We start from the raw sequence: 19,343 nt of genomic DNA, 5'->3' as shown, positions 1-19,343 counted from the left end.
CGCTGTATTCCCTTCGGACTACGTCGTCGAATCGGTCGGCAGGAGGCCGACGCCGAGCCGGTCAATGCCGCGGCCCGCGTCGATGCATTCGTGGATATGGATCCCGCTCTCGTGGCTCACGACCGAGACGACCGAGCACAGAAGGGCGTTGAGTTCCTTCTGCTGCTTTTCGATGGCCGTCGCGTAGGCGTCGAGGTTGGCCACAGTGGGCTCGTCGGGGAGCACCGGCGGCGACGCCAGCACGGCGAGGTCGCCAAACAGGCCGGGGTCGATGAAGCAGACCCGTATGCTCACGTGGGCGGGAGCGTAGCGGCGCACGAAGTCGACGGCTTCCTCGCGCCGGGCCCACCCGTCGAAACCGTGGTTGCCCGGGATGAACAGTGTCGCGGTGTAGGGCAAGCCGGTCAGGGCGGCCCCGGGTGCCTTGAAGTGCTCGAGCAGGTAGGGCGCTCCAGACGGCGGCAGGCCGAAGTAGAGGCTGAACCAGCTGAGGAAGCCACGCGGCGTCCCGCGCCGGCGCCACAGGCGGGCGCAGCGGGCAAGGAATTCGCGCCTACGGCTGAGACCGCGTTCGTCCCTGGTCCAGCTCGCCGGGAAGACGAAGCTCGCCCAGGCGGCGACGTCGTCGTAGCTTGCGAGGTAGGATGCGAGCAGCGCGTCCGCGCCAGCGTCGAGAGGCACGTCGGTCGGCCATCTGAGGGTCGCATCGGGCCCCAAACTGAGGAGCAGGTCGGCCAGGTGCTCGACGACGGCGTGGCTCAGTTCGTCGGCCAGCCCGAGGTACGCATCGATCTGCGCGAAGGAAACGGCATCCTCCTGGTAGACCACCGGGAGCTGCGCCGAAAGCCGGGTGTAGTCGGGGCTAGGCATCGCCACACTCCGTTCTCAGGTCGAAACGCACCCGGATGCAGCGGGCCGCCGCGAGGGTCGGGACCGCGTTCCTCGGGATCGCGAGGGAGCCGGCCGACTGCGGCAAGAAGTCGGGATCGCCCTCGACTTTCATAGCCAGGCGCTCGACGCCCCACACGACCGGGTTGCCGACGATGGCCTCGACGACTTCGGTGAAACGGATCGGCTCGCCAGGGATCCAGCCACTCACGGGCTGGTCGATGCGCGGCCAGGGCCCGTCGACAGTCTGGGGCTGAGAAGGCACGGACGTCTCGGGCCGGCCACCGGCGAAGAATGCCGAGATGCGGGCACGGACGTCCTCAATGACCGTGTCGCGGTCGACGCCGATGTCGGTGACGAGCGTCGCCTGCACGAGGATCGGCGCCTGCAGGAGGAGGCTCGCACCGACCTCGTCGCAGATAACGCGGCGTGGCTCAAGCTCATCGATATCAGTGCGCCAGTCGGGGAAGGGTGCGGTGGCCTCCGGTCCGATGGCGGTGGTGAGCACCGCCCGCAGGAAAGCGTCAGCGCTCCCGGCCCCCGCCACCCGTTCGACGACGAGCGTCACCGCGGCGGCCGCTTCGTCCACCTCTATCGTGGACAGGGTCCCCGTCGGCAGACCGTTCCAGGCGATGCCGGGCAGCCGGCCAGGCACGGACCACGCCCGCCCGACCTCGGGGTGCGCGCGCGCCCGCCTGGCGTAGTCGTCGGCCGTGACCGGCTCGCAGGTCAAGGCTTGGATAGGGTGCGGCGGCCAGACCGATGAGCGGCCCTGGTCGTCCTCGAGGTCCTCGGGCACCATGCCGATCGGCTGGGCGGCGGCTGCCATCGCAATCCGCGCCTCGACGGCATCCAGTCCGTCGTCCTGCAGGGTACTCTGTATCGCTGATGCGCTGGCCGCGGTCGCCGCCTGCACCTCGGCGAGCCTCGTGACCAGGGTCTCCCTGGAGAGCCGCCGACGCTCCCGGCGAACCAGGGCGACGATCTCCTCCTCCCACAGCGGCAGCGAGAGGGCGAGCTCGGCTGCGGCACGCGCGTCGCCGGCGGCAACGTCGTCCGGATCCCGTTTTGCCGCAACGACGCCGGCAATGACATCGGCCTGCTCCTGCGCGATCCGTCGCACCAGCCGGGAGCGCATGAGCGCAACCACCGCCGGCCGGTCCTCTGGGCGGAACGCGTCGGCCCACGGGTCGGCCGACAACAGTGCCAGAGCGTCGGCGCGGGATCGGCACTGCCGGACGCGCGGTTCGAGCGCGGCGGCGGAGGTGCTTGCCGCAGCAAGGGATCCGGCGATGAACGTCAGCGGTGCGAGGTCGTTCGGATTTAACGCCGGGTCATCCGGGTCCAGCCCGGGGTCGAAGCGGTTGACGGGGAGGGTCGAGTGCCAGTGGCGCCCGGCATCCTCGCCCCATGCCCTGGCATCGAGGGGCCACTCGTCCAGCCCGCGTTCGGCCACGCGGTAGTGCAGGTCTGCCAAGCCGTACGCAGCCACCTCGGCGAGGGTGACGCCGGGATCTGCCGCGTTGTGGTCGGTCTGCGCCGGGGTCGCGGTGGCCGCGAGGGCCGCCATAACCCGGGCACGCACGATCTCCCAATCGGCGTCGGGAGCGACCGGGACGAAAGCGGTGATGGGGGTCGCCTGCGAGATCGTCATAGCTGCTCCTCGCAGGTGAGCTCGTGACCGGCCGCCGAGCAGTACAGGCCGCGGCAAGGATCGACCTCGACGAGCTCGACCGCCGCGCCGGTGGCGTCGCGCAGCTCGAACGCTGTGACGACGTCGACGCTCTGCTGCCGCTCAAGGAACGCGACGAGCGTCGATGCGTACAGCGTCCGCCCCCAGCGCACGGGAAAAGTGGCCGTGGGGTGGAGCACCGTCTCGAGTGCGGCCGCGATCGTCTCCTTGCCCGTCAGGGCGGCGGTGCCCCGGCGCAGCCGGATCGACGCGACGACGGTGACGGGAACGTAGTCCGGGCAAAGGACGAGCACCTCGGCTCCGAGCGGCTTCATCGGGGCGAATGCGTCAACGATGCGGCCGGACAGGCTCACCGAAGGCCGCGGCGCAGGATCCAGGGGCCGGTCCGGCACGACGACGAGCCCCACCTTGCCGGGGGCACGCTTGCCGTCTCGATCCGTGTGCGGGAGGCAGAGGACGGCCGCCACCTCGGGGAAGGCGAGCGCGACGTGCTGCTCATAGTCCCACGGGGTGAGCGCCCGGTCGCGGTGGCGTACCCGCGCGGACGCGCGTGCCAGGTATGCGGGGTCGGATTCCGGGCCGCGCCCGCGCACTGAAGCAAGGTCCGTGACCTTCTTGATGCCGGTGATGGGCGTGAGCGTGCCCTTGATCGTGCCCGGCGGCAGCGCCTCGGACGAGCTCGGGTCCAGTTCCGGATCCGCTGCGGCGGAAACGAACTCGGCCACGACGGCATCGGCGACGACGCCCAGCAGGTCGCCGAGGCGTCCGGGCTGGTCCGTGACCAGTCGGATCCAGCGACCGGCCGGCGCCGACACGTCGACGCAGCCGACGTGCCATGACTGTGGTGCGACGAACCGCAGCAGGCCGGCTTCGCGGAGTTGCCGCGACCCGTCGGCGACGGCGAGGGCCGACCAGACGCTGCCGTCCCACCACTCCCACGACGCGTCGACGGCGTCGGAGCTCCCGCACGACGCGGCCGAGTCAACGTCGAGGTAGAGCGACACGCTGGAGCCGAGCGCCGCGTCGGGCAGCTCGAGTCCGATAGCGACCATGGCCGGCGCGCCGCTCTCGGAGACGTCCTGACGGAAAGGGGCGAAGGCTGCCGCGGTGGCGGGTTTGACCTGCCGCCGCCAACCTGTCCGCGATTCGACATGCGTCGACTCGACCGCAGAGGTCGTGTAGCTGATCGTGATGGCAGACGCTATAGGCGGGACGGGCAGGGGCGGCATCGTCGGCTTAGGCGTGGTCCCTGCCACGGCCTTCGTGGCGAAGTCGGCGATCTTATGCTGGTAGTCGGTCCAGCCGAAGTCGCCCTCCGCGAGGAAGGCGCGGACATAGCGCCCCGGCTGGCCTGCGACGGCGAAAGTTTCCGAGGCGGCGGCCGACCCGGCGACCTCGTCGTCCGACACAGTGCCGAAGCTGGTGGACGGTGAGCCCAGGCGCTTCCACTCGCCGTCCTGGCGGCGCTGCCAGCGCACCAAGGGAGTGCTTACGCTCGACACCGAGGTGAAGATTGACTCCCATTGCGGGGCGACGGAGGAGTACTGCGAGCCGAGTGTCAGCTTCATGGCCACCAGTTGGTTCTGGAGCTGGGCTGCGATGTAGGACGGGATGCCGCTTCCGCCGGCCGACGATGACAGGGGCGCACCGCCCTCCTGCATGATCGTCACGGCGATGTGGACAGTGGCGAGAGCTTTGCCGAAGGCCTCGTCGGACCGGACGTAGAACGCGTCGCCCCGCTTGGCCACTGCGCCGAAGGGCTGGAACTCTTTCGTCACGTCGACGGCGCCGTCGTTGTAGAAGGCTGCCTGTGGCACGAACGGCGATCGCACGGACACCCTGACCGACACGCTCGTGAACGAGAATGTCACGGGCACTGGCACGCTCGCGGGGATGGCGCACTCGATCCAGGGGCTCTCCCCCGGCAGGGCCCCGCACCCCGAGGTGAGGGCCACGGTGACTGACGATCCGGATACTTCGCCTGTCGTGGTGGGGCTGACCGTGCCGTCGGTCCGCGAGTAGCGCCACACGGCGCCCGAGAGCGGCGCTGCGCCAGTGCTGCCACCGAAGGCGAGGACGGCGGTTAGGTCGCCGCCTTCGAAGGCAAGCGCCGGTGAGTGGATCCGCAGGACGTGGGTGGCATCAGGTCCGGCCGCGGGCCGCAGCGGAAAGTCCGGTGCGCTCGCCGAGATGCCGTGCAGCCCGGGACCCTGTCCGCCCGGGACGAGCGACCGCACACCGGTGAGCGCCGCACCGTGCGCCCTGAGAGTGTCGAGCGTGACATACCGGCGCTCATTGCCGAATGCGTCCTTGCCGCCGCGCAGCAGCGTGCCCTTGGGGACGACAGCAGGGGCGAGCTTGGGGTCGACGGTCGCGTGGGCGACGACCCGGTCCGGCAGCACGGGCAACCGGTCGATGCCGAGGACGTCCTCGAGCCAGGCCCGGCGGATCCGCGCCGGGAGCGTCGCCGCGTGCTCGTCGAGGTTCGCGTATTCGACGGCCAGGGCGGAGAGCAGCTCGCGGTCGGGCTCACCGGCCGGGGACGGCGCCAGCACGCCGTCCGGCCCTGACGCGAAGATCGCGTCGCCCCAGCTGCCGTCGTCGTCGAATGGCACGAGCTGACCGGCCGCGGCCATCGCCGCGACAACCTGTGCGGGTGTCCGGGTCATGACGTACCGGCCAGGTAGAAGGGAACGACTAGGCTGTTCGGGCGGCGGTGCCGGTCGATCCGGAACTCGATCGTCACGTCGACACGGTCATCAGCATCGCCCGCTGCGACGGCCTCGACGGCGTCGACGATGACCCGCGGCTCGCCGAGCACGAGGGCGCGCCGCACGTCGTCGGCGAGCCGGTAGCACGCGTCCGGCGTGCGCGGTTCAAATACGTAGCCGTCGACGCCGGCGCCGAGGCCGGGGCGCATGACACGGCTGCCGCGCATGGTCCGGAGCAGAATGATCATGGCTTCCATGACATGGTCCGCGCCGTCGTTCGCCTCGAGAACCCCATCGCCGGGGCCGCCGTGTCCGGACCGGCGCCAGCGCGGAGGGAAGGCCCAGCCCCTGCCCACCTGCGGGTAGTCGTTGACGCTCATCCGATCACCACAGTCGGGCTGCCCACAACGACGGACGCGCCGCAGGCGCAGGCATCCCCGGCGCGTAGTGCCGGGCGTCCCTGGATGAGGACCGTCGCCGATCCGGCGACGAACGGCGTCGCCGGGGGTGTGGCGGCGGCGAGGGGATGACACAGGCGTGCATGTCACCGACGACGGCGGCCGGCATACCGGCGATGAGGACGGTGGCGACACCAGGTCCAACCACCGTGCCACCGTGCGCCGTGGTGTCACCCACGCGGGCTGCCCCTGGCATCGTTCCTCCTTGCTGTGACGCTAGTTGATGGTGACGAGGGATCCCTTGAGCCCCAGGGATCCGGATGCCTTGAGGTCGAAGGTCGCCGAGCTCTCGATCTTCGATGGACCGGACGCTTTCGCCTCAAGCTTGAGCGAGTTAAGCGTGATCGTCCCGGCGGAGGACTTCAGGGTGATGTCGCCTTGGGCGGCGGTGAGCTCGATGCCGTCCGCGGAGAGGCGGATCGCGTTTCCGGAGTCCTTGTGCGTGATCACCACTTCGGAGTCCTTGTCGTTGAGGACGATGGAGTGGCCATTGCCGGAGCCGATGGTCACGGCACTCGCTACGCCGTCCTCGAGCCGCAGGGTGTGGCCCTCCGGGGAAACCAGTGCGCGGACAGCGTTCGTGTCGGGGTCAACGACGACCGGTGGCGCCTGCGTGCCGTTGTAGAGCGAGCCGAGAACCACTGGGTAGGCCGGATCGCCGCCCACGAATCCGACGAGCACTTCCTGCCCGACGCTCGGCACGAAGACGGCTCCGTAGCCGTCCCCGGCGTCGGCGTTGGAAAGCCGTGCCCAGACGCCGTCACCGCCGTCGGCACGCCACGGCAGGCGAACCCGAACACGGTTGAGCGACTCCGGGTCGTCGAGGGCCGCGACCACACCGAGAGCGAGCGTCGGATGGCAGTCCCTGTCACGGGCTGCAGCGGGCGGCACGAGTCGCGGCGGGGCGCCCACCTGGAACTCGGTCTGGTAACCATGCGCCGACAGGCGGTGGCGGGCGGCGGTGACGTAGTGCGGGCCGGACATGCGCTGCCCGACACCGTCGATCGAAACCCACCCGTCGCAGCGCAGCGCGGGCTCACCCTGCACAACGCCGGTGCCGTGGACGTGTCCAAGGGCGGCCGCCCGCTGCGCGGCGACGGCACGCGCATCGGCTTCGTCCGCGCCGACCACGGCTGCGGACTCGTACCGGCCCTCGCGCAAGGGCCATCCGGCGTCGCCGGCGGCGGCGTCGTGCTTCAGCCGGTCCCCGACGTCGATACCCGCGGAGTCCACGCCCTGCTCGCTCTCGCTCGCCTCCAGGATGTCGAGATCCCAGGCAACACCGACCGCGGTGTCTATGGTGCGGGTGAGGTCCTGGGTCAAGTGCAGCTCGACGAGGCTGCGCGTCCAGGCGAGCTCGATCGGGTCCCTCGCCGGCGAGGGCGGGCGCATGACGAGCTTCGTGCCCCTCACGAACACGACCCAGCCCAGCTCGGCGGCCCGACGGGTCAGGGCCTGCCAGTCGCTGATCCTGTCGCTGACGAAGAAGGGGTGTCCCACCCCGTCGGCGGCATCCGTCTCGAGGGCATAGTCGGCGGCGATGGCGGACGCGATGTCGGCGTCGCTGACGTCGGCCAGCTGGCGCGAGCGTGGCAGGTGGTCCATGAGGACCGACCGGGACCGGCCATCGACCCGGAGCACCGGCCGGCCGCCACTCCCGGGGAAGTGCGTTGTGAGCGAGGCGATGACGCCGTCGAAGACGTTCGTCAGCTCAGAGTGGTAGCCGAGGGAGACCGCGATGTCCTTACCTGGGGTGAACGGTCCGTCGTCGCTGTGCCGCACGACCCGCTGGTCGGCGTCCCAGTTCTGCACGAGGAGCGTGAGGCGGCCGTGGCGGCCGACCTCCTCGTGGACGTCCAGTTCGACGACGTCGGCGGCGACCAGCGGTTCAAGGGCCGTACCTCCCACGCGCACCTCGAAGTTCGGCCGGTCGCGCTGGGCGGTTGTCATCGGACCGGCTCCAGCGGAGGGAGCAGCAACAGCTGCCCGGTCCTGAGGCCGCGGGGGTTGGCAAGCCGGTTGGCCGCGGCGAGCGGTCGCCAGTAGGCCGGGTTGCCGTAGACCTTCGCCGCGATGGCGTCCAGGGCGTCGCCGTCCCTGACCAGCCACGTCTGGTAGAGGTCGGGCGACGCGGGGCGGTCCTCGGCCGCGACCTCCTCCGGTGAGCGTGCCTCCTTCAGCGAGAGTTTGACGGTGGCCCGCAGAGGCTCGCCCGCCCGGTCGAAGAGTTTGTAGGTGACGTCGGCCTGGGTGAGGATCCCACGGAAGCTGAACCTGCCCCAGTAGGCGTGGACGTAGTAGGGCTGGTGGGTGTCGCCCTGGAACTTGGTCAGAGCAAGCAAGTTGTCGAGGAGGTCGCCGATCCCGCCGGGCTCGCCGACCACTCCCGTGCCGTCGAGGAGCAGGTCGATCTGGACTTGGTCGGGCTCGCCGCCGCTGAACGACTGCTGCGGGGCGGAGGTGCCCGCCGACTGCGTCTGCTGGTAGCGGTTCTTCCGGGAGAAGGACAGCTCGGTGGGGTTAAGCAGTGCTTGCCACCGCGATCCGGCCGGCTGTTCGAACTTGATGTCCGTGTAGGCATCGATCGTCAGCTTGGTCAGCTGCATGGCGGTGAGGTTCACAGGTCCCACTCCCGGCGCAGGATCTCGAGCACGCGCTCGGTGGCCCGCCGCACAATCGGCTCCATCACCGCGTCGTCCAGGGACGTGCCGGCGCCAGGCGGCGCCTGGGGCTGCGGCGGGGCCACGACCACCTCAGTGACGATCTCACCGATGACGACGGGCACTCAGAGCACCTTCTTCAGCACGAGCCCGTGGTGGGCGATCTCGATCGCTTCGATGGCGACGGCGGATGACTGGGCGTCGAGGTCCGGGCCGGTCAGCTTGACCGGCCAGCCGCGGGTGAACGCCCACACCCGGACGGGCGCGAGCTCGCCATCGACCGTGCTCATGAGAACCACCGTCCCATCGCGCGGCCGGACCATGCCGGTGACGTGGAACTCGTAGAACCAGTCCCATAGCTCGTACAACGGTCCCGCTCCCTGGTTGAGCACGAGGTTCGGGAAAGCCGCCCGGCTCGGGAAGCGGTGGGCGAAGCGGTTCTCGCCGCCTTCCTGGTACTCCTCCACACTCACCTCGCCCGCGAGCCCGCTGCACTTGCTGAAGCTCACGGAGGTGAGGCCATCGATGGCCAGCACGAAATGCGCCGTGGTGAACGGCATGGCCGTGGGTGAGGCGAGAGGGAGCATGGCGCTACCTCGCCTCGATCTCGATGCCCTCGCAGGCGAACTCGACCGACTCGATGGCGACGTCAGTGCCCGTGGACTTCAGGCCAGGGCCCTCGAGCTTGACGGGCCATGCCTCCTTGATCTTCCATGTCATGACCGGGTCGCGTTCCTCGTTGAGGAGGCTCACCGTGACGTCGCGACGCTCGACCGCGCCGATGGTGATCGAGTTGTACCACTGGAACAGGCCATTGCCCGCCTCCGCGGGTGCGATGCCGCGCTTCAGGGTGACGTTCGAGAACTTGCGCAGGCCGGGCTGCTTGCGTGTCGAGAACTGCGGGTCCGCGCCGCCGCGGTACTCGATGACCTCGGCCTCCATCGTCAGCCCGCTCACTTCCGAGAAACTGGAGGTCTGCTGCTCGTCACCCCAGCTGATTGTGAAATGCAGGGTGGTCATGGGATACATATCAGGCTCCTTCACGGCTTATGCGCATGGCGGTGGACATCACTCGGACAGCCGCTTGTGGCTGAAGCGGAAGACGACGAACTCGGCGGGCTTCGCGGGCGCGATGGCGACCTCGGTGATGATGAGCCCGAGGTCGATGTCGGTCTCGGTCATGGTCTCCCCGAGCCCGACCCGCACCCTGTAGGCCTGCTCAGGTTTGGTGCCGGCGAGCGCCCCCGCGCGCCACTGCTGGTCCAGGAAGTTCTCCACCGAGACCTTGACGCGGATCCAGGTCTGGGCAGTGTTCGGCTCGAAGACGACCCACTGGGTGGCCCGCTCGACCGAGGTCTCGATCATGTTGAACAGCCGACGCACGTTGACGTAGCGCCAGGTCGTGTCGTCGCTCGCATTGCGGGCGCCCCAGAGCCTGGTGCCGCGTCCGGGGAACGACCGGATGAGGTTGACGCCGGCCGGGTTGAGCAGGTCCTGGCGCCGCTGGGTGTAGACCTGTGAGAGACCAACGATCCCACCGACCGTCTCGTTGCCCGGCGCCTTGTGGACTCCGCGCAGCCGGTCGGTGCGGGCAAAGACACCGGCGACGAAGCCCGACGGCGGCACGGTCGTGAAGCGGGCGATGGAGTCCGGGTCGATGGTGACGATCTGCAGGTGCGGGGCGTAGACGCCGGCATACGTGCTGGACAGGTTGGTGTTGCGCCAAGCAAGCAACTCGGTGTCCTCGTTGAGGTCAGGCGGGTCGATGATCGCGTAGCGCCGGAAGTTCTCGCAGTGGGTCACGACCTGCCCGACGACGTCGGCCTGGAGCATCGGATCGCCGAGCATGAGGGCGTCGGGACAGATCATCATGGCCGGCTCGGAGGCCTCCTCCAGCCGGGACAGCCCCGCCCTGAAATCGTCGTTCGTCGGCGGCTTGTCGGCGCCGATCTTGTCCATGGCGACGTAGAAGGGGGCAGCCGCGAGAGACACCGCAGCCGCACCGGCTGCCCGGGCCGCGACGGTGACGAGCGAGGAGACGCCGTTGACGACGTCGTCCTTGGCGAAGTACAGCGGGTGGTCAACGCTCAGCGAGAGCCCGGTGAACGACTCTGCCGCAGCGCCGTCCACCGCGACGTTGAGCGTGAACCGCGCCGCGACCACGGACGCGCTCTCGACGGCATACAGCGGGAAGCGGGACTGCGTCGTATCGGACACCGCCGTCGACGCCGCGAAGCGGAGGACGTAGGTGTCACCGCCCGCGGGTACGACGTCGGTAATCGGCGCGAACGCTGTGCTCAGCCCGAGACGGTCGCCAACTCTGGGTGCTACCGCGCACCGGACCGCGATGCCCTCGTCGGCATTGGCCTGGAGCGTGAACTCAGCGCTCGTGTAGGTGTCCGTCGCCACCGGCGCCGGAGCCAGCGTGAAGCCGGTCGCCGTGCGGGTGGCCACGATCGCCGGCGTCGGTCCCGCTCCGGTGTAGGTCACGCGCGCACCGGTCGGGAGGAAACCGTAGCTGGCCGAGACGTCGGCGGCGCTGAGATTGGTAATGCTGAGGCCAGAGTCCGCCAGACGCACCGCGCTGACCGGGGCGCTGACGGCGATCCGGCCACTGGGTGGTGGAGTCGTGCCGGCGATCTCGAACCGGTTCGTCTGCCACGTGGCGGTCCGGCCGTCCGACGTCGTGATCCGGGCAGCGGCGCGCTCTGGCGAACTCGCCGTAAGCTCTGCGGACACGGGGGCCGTCAGAGGGCGTTCGAAGGCGATCGCGGACAGGGCGAGGTTCGTCACCGGGGGCGTGCCCGCGGGCGTGCCGGCCACGGTGGCTGTCCCCGGGAAATCGGCGCGACGCTGGACGAAGGCCGCGCCGGGGACGGCGCCCAGGGACCCGTCGAGCGTGAGCGTCACGGCGCTGCCAGCGGCAACAACATTGGTGATGAGCGCGCTGGAGCGCGAGCCGTTGGGAGCGACAGCGACGACGACGTCGCCCTTCCTGAAGCCCTTGCCGGACGAGAGGAAGACCGACGCCGCTCCCGCCGCGCCGGCGCTCGCGACGACGGAGCCGGCCGCCATCGACGCGGCCCCGCTCGAGCTGAGCGTGATCGACGTTGGTGTCAGCGAGACGACGCTGGCGGTGACGGGGGCCGCGATCGATCCCGACGCAGGGACCGGCACGAGGCTGAGCGCGTCACCGGGTTTGAGGCCGGCGGTCGAGGGAACCTGCAGGGTGTGGGTACCGCTGCTCGTGACCGCCACAGTCGAACCGGACGTGGTGGCGCGGTAGAAAGCGCCCGAGGCGGACGACTCGTCGGGGGCCACCCCGACCGTCAGCGCGTTGGCCCATGTGCCCGGAGAGCTCGCCGAGACGGTGAAACTCACGCTACCGGAGACGTCGAACGTACGCCACGACGCCTCGGTTGAGGGGTCCACGCGAACGATCCAGGCGGCTGGCCCGCCGTTCTCGAAGAAACCGAAGACGGACTCGCCCGTGTGGCCACGCGAGGTGGGTGCGCCGAACCGTCGGACGTAGTCCGCCCAACCGGTGACCCGCGTGGGCTCGAGGACCGGGCCCTTGCGGGTCGTGCCGAGGACGGCGACGACGCTGGTCGGGGCGGCAGCGATCGGTTGCGGTCCCGACGGGACCTCTTCGATGTAGACGCCCGGTGATAGGTAGGTCACGGTGGCCTCCTCGGCTCGTGATTCAGGTGGTGTCGACCAGATGGGTTCGGGTCGCGCTGGTCATGAAGTTCATGTGGAGCGTGCGGAGCAGGCTCCCGTCGACGAGCAGGTCCAGCGGGACGAAGGCCGCCGTCCAAAGTGCGGGGGCAGAGCGGTAGGTACCGGGCTCCACTTCGGGGAGCGCGATCACAGGCTTCGGGCTCGGCCCGGAGGTGGCCCGGGCCGTCACTGTGGCTGCGGTGCGGGGTGTTCCCGTCGATGGCGACGTGAGTACGACCGTAAGCGTGAGCTCCACTGGCTGCAGAGACACGTCGACCTCGTCAGCCGTGAGGTCGACAACGATGGTGCGCGGGGGCCGTTCGGCGAGGGGTGGGATGACGAGCAGGTTCGCGACTGCTCCGTCTGTGAGGGTGACGACGAGCTTCGGCGGGACGGGCGGCGGCGCGACATCGGTGCGCACGGACACGACGACGGTGTCGGGCAGGACGCGAAGGCTCCATCCATAGAGCGCCGGCTCGAGCTGCGCCCGCAGCCCCTGAAGCGGAATGCCGGTCGAGGCATGCACCAGGCGGACCATGTGCCGAAGCCTCGTCGAGACGGTGGCGATCATCATGGCGCACCCACGTAGTCGATCCGGTGCTCCCGCACTCGGCCGGCTCCCTCGCGCTCAAGGACCGGGACCGGCGCCACGTCAACCTCATAGAAGAGCGACAGGCGGCCGGAACGGCCCAGTGCCCCCCAGACCTGGTTGCGCTCGTCGGCGCTCGGGGCTTGCAGCCGAATCGCAAGGCTCTCGACCTCGTCGGAGAGCGGCGGTGTGAGTTCGGGCGGGCGCAGGACCGGGTACGTGTGGAAGGCCTGCACAATGCGGCCCAGCCGGGCCTGCGACTCATCGTGGTCGCCGATGTAAGTGACGAGGTAGGTGAGCTGCAGCGACATCGGTGCCCGGACGAGGCCGGCTTGCCCTTCAACGAGAGGGCGGTTGCGCAGGTGCGGGTGCTCTGCCACGGCGATGAGGGCGAGGATCGCCTTGTTATCCGGGACGGCCACCTTTTCACCCTGTGAAAGTGAGTGCAGGACGACCCACGAGCCCAGATCCGGCGTCGCCTGCTGGATCAGGTCGCGAAGCGCCTCGCTGACCTCGCGGATCATGGGCGCTCCCACCCTCTCGGAGCGACGCCGTCGGCGTCGAGGCGCTCCTCGATGAGGCGCTCGATCTCGGCGAACGATCCCACGTAAACCTCCTCATCGGTGGCCATGTCACGCACCCGTGCACGGAGCACGGCCGGAAGCGACTCGACATCCCGGGGCTCCGCCCAGATGTCAATGAGAAATCCTCGCCTCCACGCCCGCAACACCAGACCACAACCCTCCTGTCGTTCTCAGGCTGGGGGCCGGCGCTCACGGGACGATCACCGCTGCGTCCCCGACCGATCACGGACCCGGATGTAGGCCCCGTCGCGTGCAGGAGGCAGGCGTGAGCGGCCTGCGAAGGGGCCGTGAGCAGGCCGTGGGCGGCCTGCTCACGGCCTCAGGGCATGCGTCGTAGCCGGTCGAGGGCCCGGTCAACAATGTCACCGAGGCGCAGAACTTCCCTGCGCGCACGCTCAAGCTCGGCAACGAGGACGGCGACCGAGGCGGCTTGCCCACCCTCACCCCGGGTGAGTCGCCCATAGAGCGCCACGGTCTCGGGCATCGGATCAGCCCCGAGCTCGGCCAGGATCAGCATCCTGCACTGCTCGAACTGCCGCTCAACGAGGTCATGACGCCCGGCCGAGCCGTAGGCCGCCATGAGGTGACGATGGATGTCCTCGCGAAGCGGCTCGATAGAGAGCGCCAAGTCACCGTAACGACCAACGGCAGCGACGTCGCCCCGGCCACCGTGGTGTTGGATGAGGTGGTCGAGTGCCGTGAGGTAGAGCGTCTCGATACGGTGCCTGGCCGAGATGACCCACTCGTCGTCGCAATGCTCCACGAGGCGACCACGATGCAGCGCGATGGCGCCTTCGAGGCGCGCCACGTCCGTCTCGGTCAGGTCATTGACATTTGACCGCAGAACGGGCGCGAGCAGGTCCTCGAAGAGGACGGCGTCCACCCTCATCTCGACAGCCGGGCTGAGTCCGACCGAGCGGCCACCGCTCCGGCCGACAAGCTCGATGCCTGTACTGGCCCGGACTTCCGCCTGGAGACGCCAGAGCGCTGTGTTGAGTCTGCGGCGGGCAGCATCTTCCGGGCAGTCGGCGAAGAGATGGGCCGCGACCACGGAGCGAGGTCGGCCGCCGCGGGGTGCGAGCGCGAGGTAGGCGCAGAGCATCGTAGCGCGGGGCGAGAGGGCAACGGGTTGATTGTCGGAGAGCAGTGTCGGCGTGCCGAGTAAATTCAGTGTAAGTCCCGGGTCGAACACGTTATCCCCCGCACGTATCTGTGACCGCTCCTGGCAGAAAGATACGCCTGCCTCCTCCTTGCCGCAATGTAGCGACTGATGGAGACGAGAGGACTGGAACTGTTCACGCGTCCACTGGTGCCGGTTCACGGCGCCCGGAGCCTCGCAGGATCAGTCCGTGACGAGGCCCTCGTGGCCGAGACCGGGAGCGCCTCGCGTCGGAGAGTCCGCCGACGGACGCACTGCGAAATGTTATGCGAAGTTGTTTCTTCCACCCCGAAGCCCAGGGCAGATCGAAGAGCTCTTGGGACTCTGAGAACCCGGGTCGACGGCGCCCTCGCCCGGATTTCGGCGTAGCTCTTCGCCCCGTCATGCTCCGCTTCGACATTGCCTAATGCGGCAGGCCACCGTCCGGAGGCGCGTCTACCATGCGCTGCCCCCGCCGAGCTTCCTCGCGCCCAATGGTGCTTAGGGTATGATCTCCGTCACCTCAGGCTGTGAGTAGTTGGTCCATGGAGTGACGGCGGCTACAAGAGTTTGCTTGACGACCGGGTATGGTGGACGGACTGTCGGCCATTTTCCGACACATGATGTTCCGATTGCTGCCAACGGTGGTCTAGCCAGCCGATGTATTGCTGTAGCAGGCGTCGTCGCGCGTGAGTCCACGTTCGAGCCGGGACAGCGTTGTGAGCCAGCGGAGCGGCTCACGGAGCAAAACAGTACTGCAGCGGCCAGCGCGACGGAGCTCACGCCGATATTCGACCCCGGGGAGCAACGTCCGGGCCGAGCCCACCGAGTCTCGGTCGTCGCGAGGGGAACCGCGCGACGACAGTTAGAAGTCCTCGGGCTCTGCACTCCGCCTCCAGGTGGGTGTCTTCTTCTGACTCACCGGGCGCGGCGAGCGTTGCCTCAGCATCGGGTTGAGTCCGACGAATCGTTCGACAGCTCGGCTTACCGTCTTCAGGCAAGCCGGTTTCGCATCATCCACTCACAGTGATCTGTTTTGTTGCCATACGGCCACCCGTTCCCGTAGCAATAACATCAACTCTTAGTGGTGCGAACCGACTGAGTTCACTTGGGATTTCAATTGAAACATTCTTAAAGGCTCCTGCCTCGTCCACCTGAGTACTACCTACTTCAAATAGGTGAACACGAATTCTGATGGTGTCGTTGGGTAAGAACCCCTCACCGCTTACGTTGATGGGCAATCCTCCTGGACTAGATACCTCGGAAAGGAAGATGGAAGCCGAGGTAGGTCGCGAAGGAGCGTCTGAATTGCCTGGACTTGGCGGCCCTTTCAAGATGATAGGTAGAACTCCGATTAAGGCCGCGAGCACGGTCCCGACAAGCCCAATGATCGCGGCCGTAATCGCCACAGAATGGGATTTTCCATCTTGGCTCAACGTCGTCACCTAGTTTTCGAAGAAAATGATGGGCGTGCCCCGCATAACCCTCCACCGGACACCTACGACGCTAAGTGACACCGGATGCTTCCGGCGGGCAGTCGCTGTAACTGGCGGGCGCCTTCACCAGCAATTTTGTGAAGCTTCAGAATAGTTCTACGCCTCAAGAGCCTCTTTGTCACCTGCCTAAATCCCGGCCAGAACGTGAACCATCACCTCCCGAGAAATCGCATCCGACAGAGCCAAGGTAATTCCCTATCGGCGCTGGTGCTTTCTGTTCAACGGCAGAGGAGCTGCAGTTAGGCCCGACGGCCGCGGACAATTTTCGCTGAAGGTCTGGCCGTCGAAACAACCTGTGAGCACACTGGAGCACGTAGGCCTCGACGGACTCCGCTTCGGCCACCTTAGCGAAAGCCCGGTCAGCTTCTCCGGCTTTTGTATAGATGTGTGCGGCGTCCTGGGCTTGGCCGCTTTCTTTCGCAGCAGGGCCGTTACCTAGGTGGAGCTCTACCGGGCCTTGCTGGAGTTCTCCCGGGTGCTGCTTTGACCCAGGAAAATGCGGAGCGTGGTCGGGCAGTGCTTGTTGCCGGCCTTTTTGTAGACGACGACATCGCAGGCAGAACCGCATCAATCCTCATCAGGAGGGTCGTGCTCGGAGATAGCAGCCGGGGCCGACTGCGGAGGGGTGCGCTGTCCAGCCGCGCTCTCAGATGCCGCCGGCTCGTGGTGAGAGATAAATCCAATCTCTTGACGAATGAGCCAGCGAAGAGTAGAACAAGACCACACGGTAAATAAGAATGCACCACGCTTCGCAGGCGACGTCCTGGGTGACGCCGCCTCTCCTAGGTCTTCATTCGTTTGAAGGGGTTCATCGGAGGCAACAGCTATGGTCTGCAATCCCTCAACATCCAGACCCAGCCCTTGATTATGGTCGAGTCCATGTCCAAGTCGTCACGCGGCTGGAAGCTGGGCGGCCGGGGCAATCAACTCCTTTATCGAAAGGGAGTCACTCCATACCGGCAATCTCTGCATTGTGATCGGTGATCACTATGGAGGCTGCAGGCGCTACGCTTCTGATCCTTGGGGCTGTCTCGATTATCGCAGCCCTAGTTGGGGGCAGCCTTAAATTGCTAGGGGATACGGAATTTCCGCCGCTGAAGTCGCCTATCATTCGTATTCTGCTTGGAATCGTAGGCAGCGTGTTCGTGCTGTGGGGGCTCGGCTTAGTCGTTGGCCTCGACCCAGCGACACCCCCGGAAAATTCAGACGCAGTCCAAACCACTCCTGCGGTCCCTATCAGGCCCGAGGATGAAGCCGCGGCTTACACCGCAAGATTGAACGACATCTGCATAGCTTGGGGGAGAAGACATTGCCTCGCTAAATCAACCAAACCGCGACGACCATCAATCAATTGTGGATTGGCTGTACCAGACTTCGGTCATCTATGCCGGCTGGCGCAACGAGGTAAACGCCGTGTCCACGCCTGCCGGCGCAAACAATGCAGCTCTCCAGGAGATCCTCAAGCAGCACGACATTCTCGCAGCAGCAACAGCCGGAATGTATCAGGCGGCAGCAGCTCAAGACGAAGCTCTTTATCGACGCCACCTTACTGCCCTCACCCAGGCCACAGATACGATGGGCTCCGCCTTCCGAGCATATGGATTGAATTGCCCATATTAGAACGAAACGTCGTCAACCGTTGGCACTGAAGTTGGCATGTCAACAGCTAGCGAACCCATGCAGACCACGGCAGGCCCGTGCCTTCCACGACAGGGCCGTTGCGCAATCGCCGCGCCCGGCTAAATCAATAAAGCGATAGCTCTATATTTGTCCTATCACTGTTCGCGGATACATAAGGCCCAATATCGGTTCTTGGGCGCGGCCCCTGGGGCCGATGAGAGTGCTACTAACCGCAGGGTTCGGCGCATCGGCCTCCAACCAGGCCTGACGACCCAACGGTGTCGCTTGCCAGCGGGATGGGACCACCGCGTTGCCACGAGTATGGGACCACGTGTAAGCGTTATTTAGCATTGTGGGTCTCCTTGTTTTCGTCAAGGGTGGCGCGCCGGTTTTCGCTGGCGCGTTGGCGCCAGGAGGGGCCCTGGATGACGAGGGTGTGGCGCCTTGGGTGAGCCGGTCGATGGCTGATTGGGCCAGTAGTGTGTCGCTGGTCATTCCCAGCCATTCGGCCGGTTCCCGGTTGGAGCTGATGATCGTGGATTTGCGGCGGTGGCGTTCAACGACGATTTCGTAGAAGTCGTTCGTCTCGGTGGCGTCGAGGGCCTTGATCGCGAAGTCTTCAATGATCAGCAGGTCCACGGCGGCGATGCGCCTCAGCTCGGCTTCGAGCGAGTTGTCGAGGCGGGCGGCTCGAAGCCGGGTCAAGAGTTTGTCGGCGCGGGTGAAGTGCACGCTCATCCGCCGCCGGATCCCGGCATGGCTCACAGCGGTGGCGAGGTGTGTTTTGCCCACGCCGACCGGGCCCAGGAGGAGTACGGAGTGCCCGGCCTCGGCGAACGCCAGGGTGCCCAGGTCCGAGAGGAGCATCCGGTCGTAGCTGAGGTCCGTGGCGTCGTCCAAGGTTTCCAGGCGCATCGTCGCGTCCAGGCCTGCCCGGGCGGCGCGCAGGGTCGCGGAGCGGGAGTCGCGGCGGGAGAGCTCATCGGACAGCAGTAGCTCCAGGAACGCGGCGTGGCCCATCTGCTGGTGCCTGGCCATCACGAGGCGCTCGGGCAGGGTGTCCTTGAGTCCGGAGAGCTTCAGGTCCCGCAAGATCCGTGACAGATCGGTGCTGACCGGGTCCACCGGCCCCGCCGTGGTGGTGGCGGTGCTGAGCTGGTTCATCGCGCTTCCTCCTGTGCTGTCTGTGTCTCCTGCGCTTGTTCTGGTGCCTCGGCGTGGGAAAAGACGAGGTGCAGCTGCCCCCCGTGGCCGTATCTGTGCCCGGCCCCCAACCCGACCGTCCCGGCGGTCCCCGAATTGGCGGCGCTGCCGGTCCCCACACTGGCCAGCGTGGTCCCTGTAGTGGCCACGGCGTTCCCGGCGTTGGCCACATCTGTCCCTTGACTGGCAGTGCCGCCGGTCCCCGAATTGGCGGCGCTGCCGGTCCCCACACTGGCCAGCGTGGTCCCTGTAGTGGCCACGGCGTTCCCGGCGTTGGCCACATCTGTCCCTTGACTGGCAGTGCCGCCGGTCCCGGTACTGGCCAGAGCGGTCCCCTGATTGGCCCCTTGACTGGAAGACCGCGCCAGCGCCGGTCTGGTGACGTGGTTGGCGTATTCGGCTGGGTCGCGGGCGAAGCGGGCGGCCCCGGCCGGGGCGGTGCGTGGCAGCAGCGCCGGGGTGTTCTCGGCGGCCATAGCGAGCATGGAAGCGATCTTGGGCACGGCGACGACGTCCGGTCCGGGTCCTTGGAACACGCCGCTTCCACGGCGCCGGGCCCGTACTCCCGTACAAGGCCGATCAG

17 protein-coding genes and 1 pseudogene are annotated in these 19,343 nt (G+C 67.5%); 1 reads left to right on the top strand and 17 read right to left on the bottom strand.

Annotated features, from left to right (window positions below):
• Window positions 1-18 precede the first annotated feature (18 nt).
• From NIBR502772_RS11100 to NIBR502772_RS11035, 15 genes and pseudogenes are all read right to left on the bottom strand, one after another.
• The gene (locus tag NIBR502772_RS11100; RefSeq protein WP_141140211.1) at window positions 19-870 is read right to left on the bottom strand and encodes a hypothetical protein; all 852 of its coding nucleotides are present in this window, start codon (window positions 868-870) and stop codon (window positions 19-21) included.
• Complete coding sequence (locus tag NIBR502772_RS11095) at window positions 863-2,542, bottom strand: hypothetical protein (RefSeq protein ID WP_141140210.1); 1,680 nt, start codon at window positions 2,540-2,542, stop codon at window positions 863-865. The genes NIBR502772_RS11100 and NIBR502772_RS11095 overlap by 8 nt, the downstream gene beginning before the upstream one ends.
• Window positions 2,539-4,818: a baseplate J/gp47 family protein gene (locus NIBR502772_RS11090; RefSeq protein ID WP_168223516.1), complete on the bottom strand. Its 2,280-nt coding sequence runs from the start codon at window positions 4,816-4,818 to the stop codon at window positions 2,539-2,541. The genes NIBR502772_RS11095 and NIBR502772_RS11090 overlap by 4 nt, the downstream gene beginning before the upstream one ends.
• A 428-nt stretch (window positions 4,819-5,246) precedes the next feature.
• The gene (locus NIBR502772_RS11085; RefSeq protein WP_141140208.1) at window positions 5,247-5,672 is read right to left on the bottom strand and encodes a GPW/gp25 family protein; all 426 of its coding nucleotides are present in this window, start codon (window positions 5,670-5,672) and stop codon (window positions 5,247-5,249) included.
• A complete protein-coding gene (locus NIBR502772_RS23065; protein ID WP_371706890.1) occupies window positions 5,669-5,758 on the bottom strand; it encodes a hypothetical protein in 90 nt (29 codons plus the stop codon). The genes NIBR502772_RS11085 and NIBR502772_RS23065 overlap by 4 nt, the downstream gene beginning before the upstream one ends.
• Window positions 5,759-5,853: 95 nt before the next feature.
• Window positions 5,854-5,946, bottom strand: a pseudogene (locus tag NIBR502772_RS23060) (PaaR repeat-containing protein); the annotation flags it as partial.
• A gap of 20 nt (window positions 5,947-5,966) precedes the next feature.
• Window positions 5,967-7,700, bottom strand: coding sequence for a phage baseplate assembly protein V (locus NIBR502772_RS11075; protein ID WP_141140207.1), 1,734 nt, complete (start codon window positions 7,698-7,700; stop codon window positions 5,967-5,969).
• Window positions 7,697-8,371, bottom strand: coding sequence for a hypothetical protein (locus NIBR502772_RS11070; RefSeq protein WP_141140206.1), 675 nt, complete (start codon window positions 8,369-8,371; stop codon window positions 7,697-7,699). Before NIBR502772_RS11070 ends, NIBR502772_RS11075 begins: the two co-directional genes overlap by 4 nt.
• Complete coding sequence (locus NIBR502772_RS22395; protein WP_168223515.1) at window positions 8,368-8,535, bottom strand: DUF5908 family protein; 168 nt, start codon at window positions 8,533-8,535, stop codon at window positions 8,368-8,370. Before NIBR502772_RS22395 ends, NIBR502772_RS11070 begins: the two co-directional genes overlap by 4 nt.
• Window positions 8,536-8,997: a phage tail protein gene (locus tag NIBR502772_RS11065; protein ID WP_141140205.1), complete on the bottom strand. Its 462-nt coding sequence runs from the start codon at window positions 8,995-8,997 to the stop codon at window positions 8,536-8,538.
• A 4-nt stretch (window positions 8,998-9,001) separates the two neighbouring features.
• Window positions 9,002-9,439: a phage tail protein gene (locus tag NIBR502772_RS11060; protein ID WP_141140204.1), complete on the bottom strand. Its 438-nt coding sequence runs from the start codon at window positions 9,437-9,439 to the stop codon at window positions 9,002-9,004.
• Between the two features lie 39 nt (window positions 9,440-9,478).
• Window positions 9,479-12,091, bottom strand: coding sequence for a phage tail sheath subtilisin-like domain-containing protein (locus NIBR502772_RS11055; RefSeq protein WP_141140203.1), 2,613 nt, complete (start codon window positions 12,089-12,091; stop codon window positions 9,479-9,481).
• 22 nt (window positions 12,092-12,113) lie between these two features.
• A complete protein-coding gene (locus NIBR502772_RS11050) occupies window positions 12,114-12,704 on the bottom strand; it encodes a hypothetical protein (RefSeq protein WP_141140202.1) in 591 nt (196 codons plus the stop codon).
• Entirely contained in the window at window positions 12,701-13,243 is a 543-nt protein-coding gene (locus tag NIBR502772_RS11045) for a DUF4255 domain-containing protein (protein WP_141140201.1), read from the bottom strand. Before NIBR502772_RS11045 ends, NIBR502772_RS11050 begins: the two co-directional genes overlap by 4 nt.
• Before the next feature lie 379 nt (window positions 13,244-13,622).
• Window positions 13,623-14,624, bottom strand: coding sequence for a BTAD domain-containing putative transcriptional regulator (locus NIBR502772_RS11035; protein WP_246848760.1), 1,002 nt, complete (start codon window positions 14,622-14,624; stop codon window positions 13,623-13,625).
• A gap of 2,666 nt (window positions 14,625-17,290) precedes the next feature.
• On the opposite strand from NIBR502772_RS11035, the gene NIBR502772_RS11030 reads away from it, so the two are divergent.
• A complete protein-coding gene (locus NIBR502772_RS11030; protein WP_141140199.1) occupies window positions 17,291-17,557 on the top strand; it encodes a hypothetical protein in 267 nt (88 codons plus the stop codon).
• 141 nt (window positions 17,558-17,698) lie between these two features.
• On the opposite strand, the gene NIBR502772_RS11025 is transcribed toward NIBR502772_RS11030, so the two are convergent.
• Window positions 17,699-18,721 (bottom strand): ATP-binding protein, encoded by a 1,023-nt coding sequence (locus NIBR502772_RS11025; RefSeq protein ID WP_210412427.1) that lies wholly within the window; start codon window positions 18,719-18,721, stop codon window positions 17,699-17,701.
• Window positions 18,718-19,296, bottom strand: a complete 579-nt coding sequence (locus tag NIBR502772_RS22610; protein WP_210412426.1) for a hypothetical protein — start codon at window positions 19,294-19,296, stop codon at window positions 18,718-18,720. The genes NIBR502772_RS11025 and NIBR502772_RS22610 overlap by 4 nt, the downstream gene beginning before the upstream one ends.
• Between the last annotated feature and the right edge of the window lie 47 nt (window positions 19,297-19,343).

The sequence above is a fragment of the Pseudarthrobacter sp. NIBRBAC000502772 genome, assembly GCF_006517235.1.
Taxonomy (GTDB): domain Bacteria; phylum Actinomycetota; class Actinomycetes; order Actinomycetales; family Micrococcaceae; genus Arthrobacter.
The sequence above is the reverse complement of the archived record's forward strand: the minus strand, read 5'-3'. Positions and strand labels throughout refer to the sequence as shown.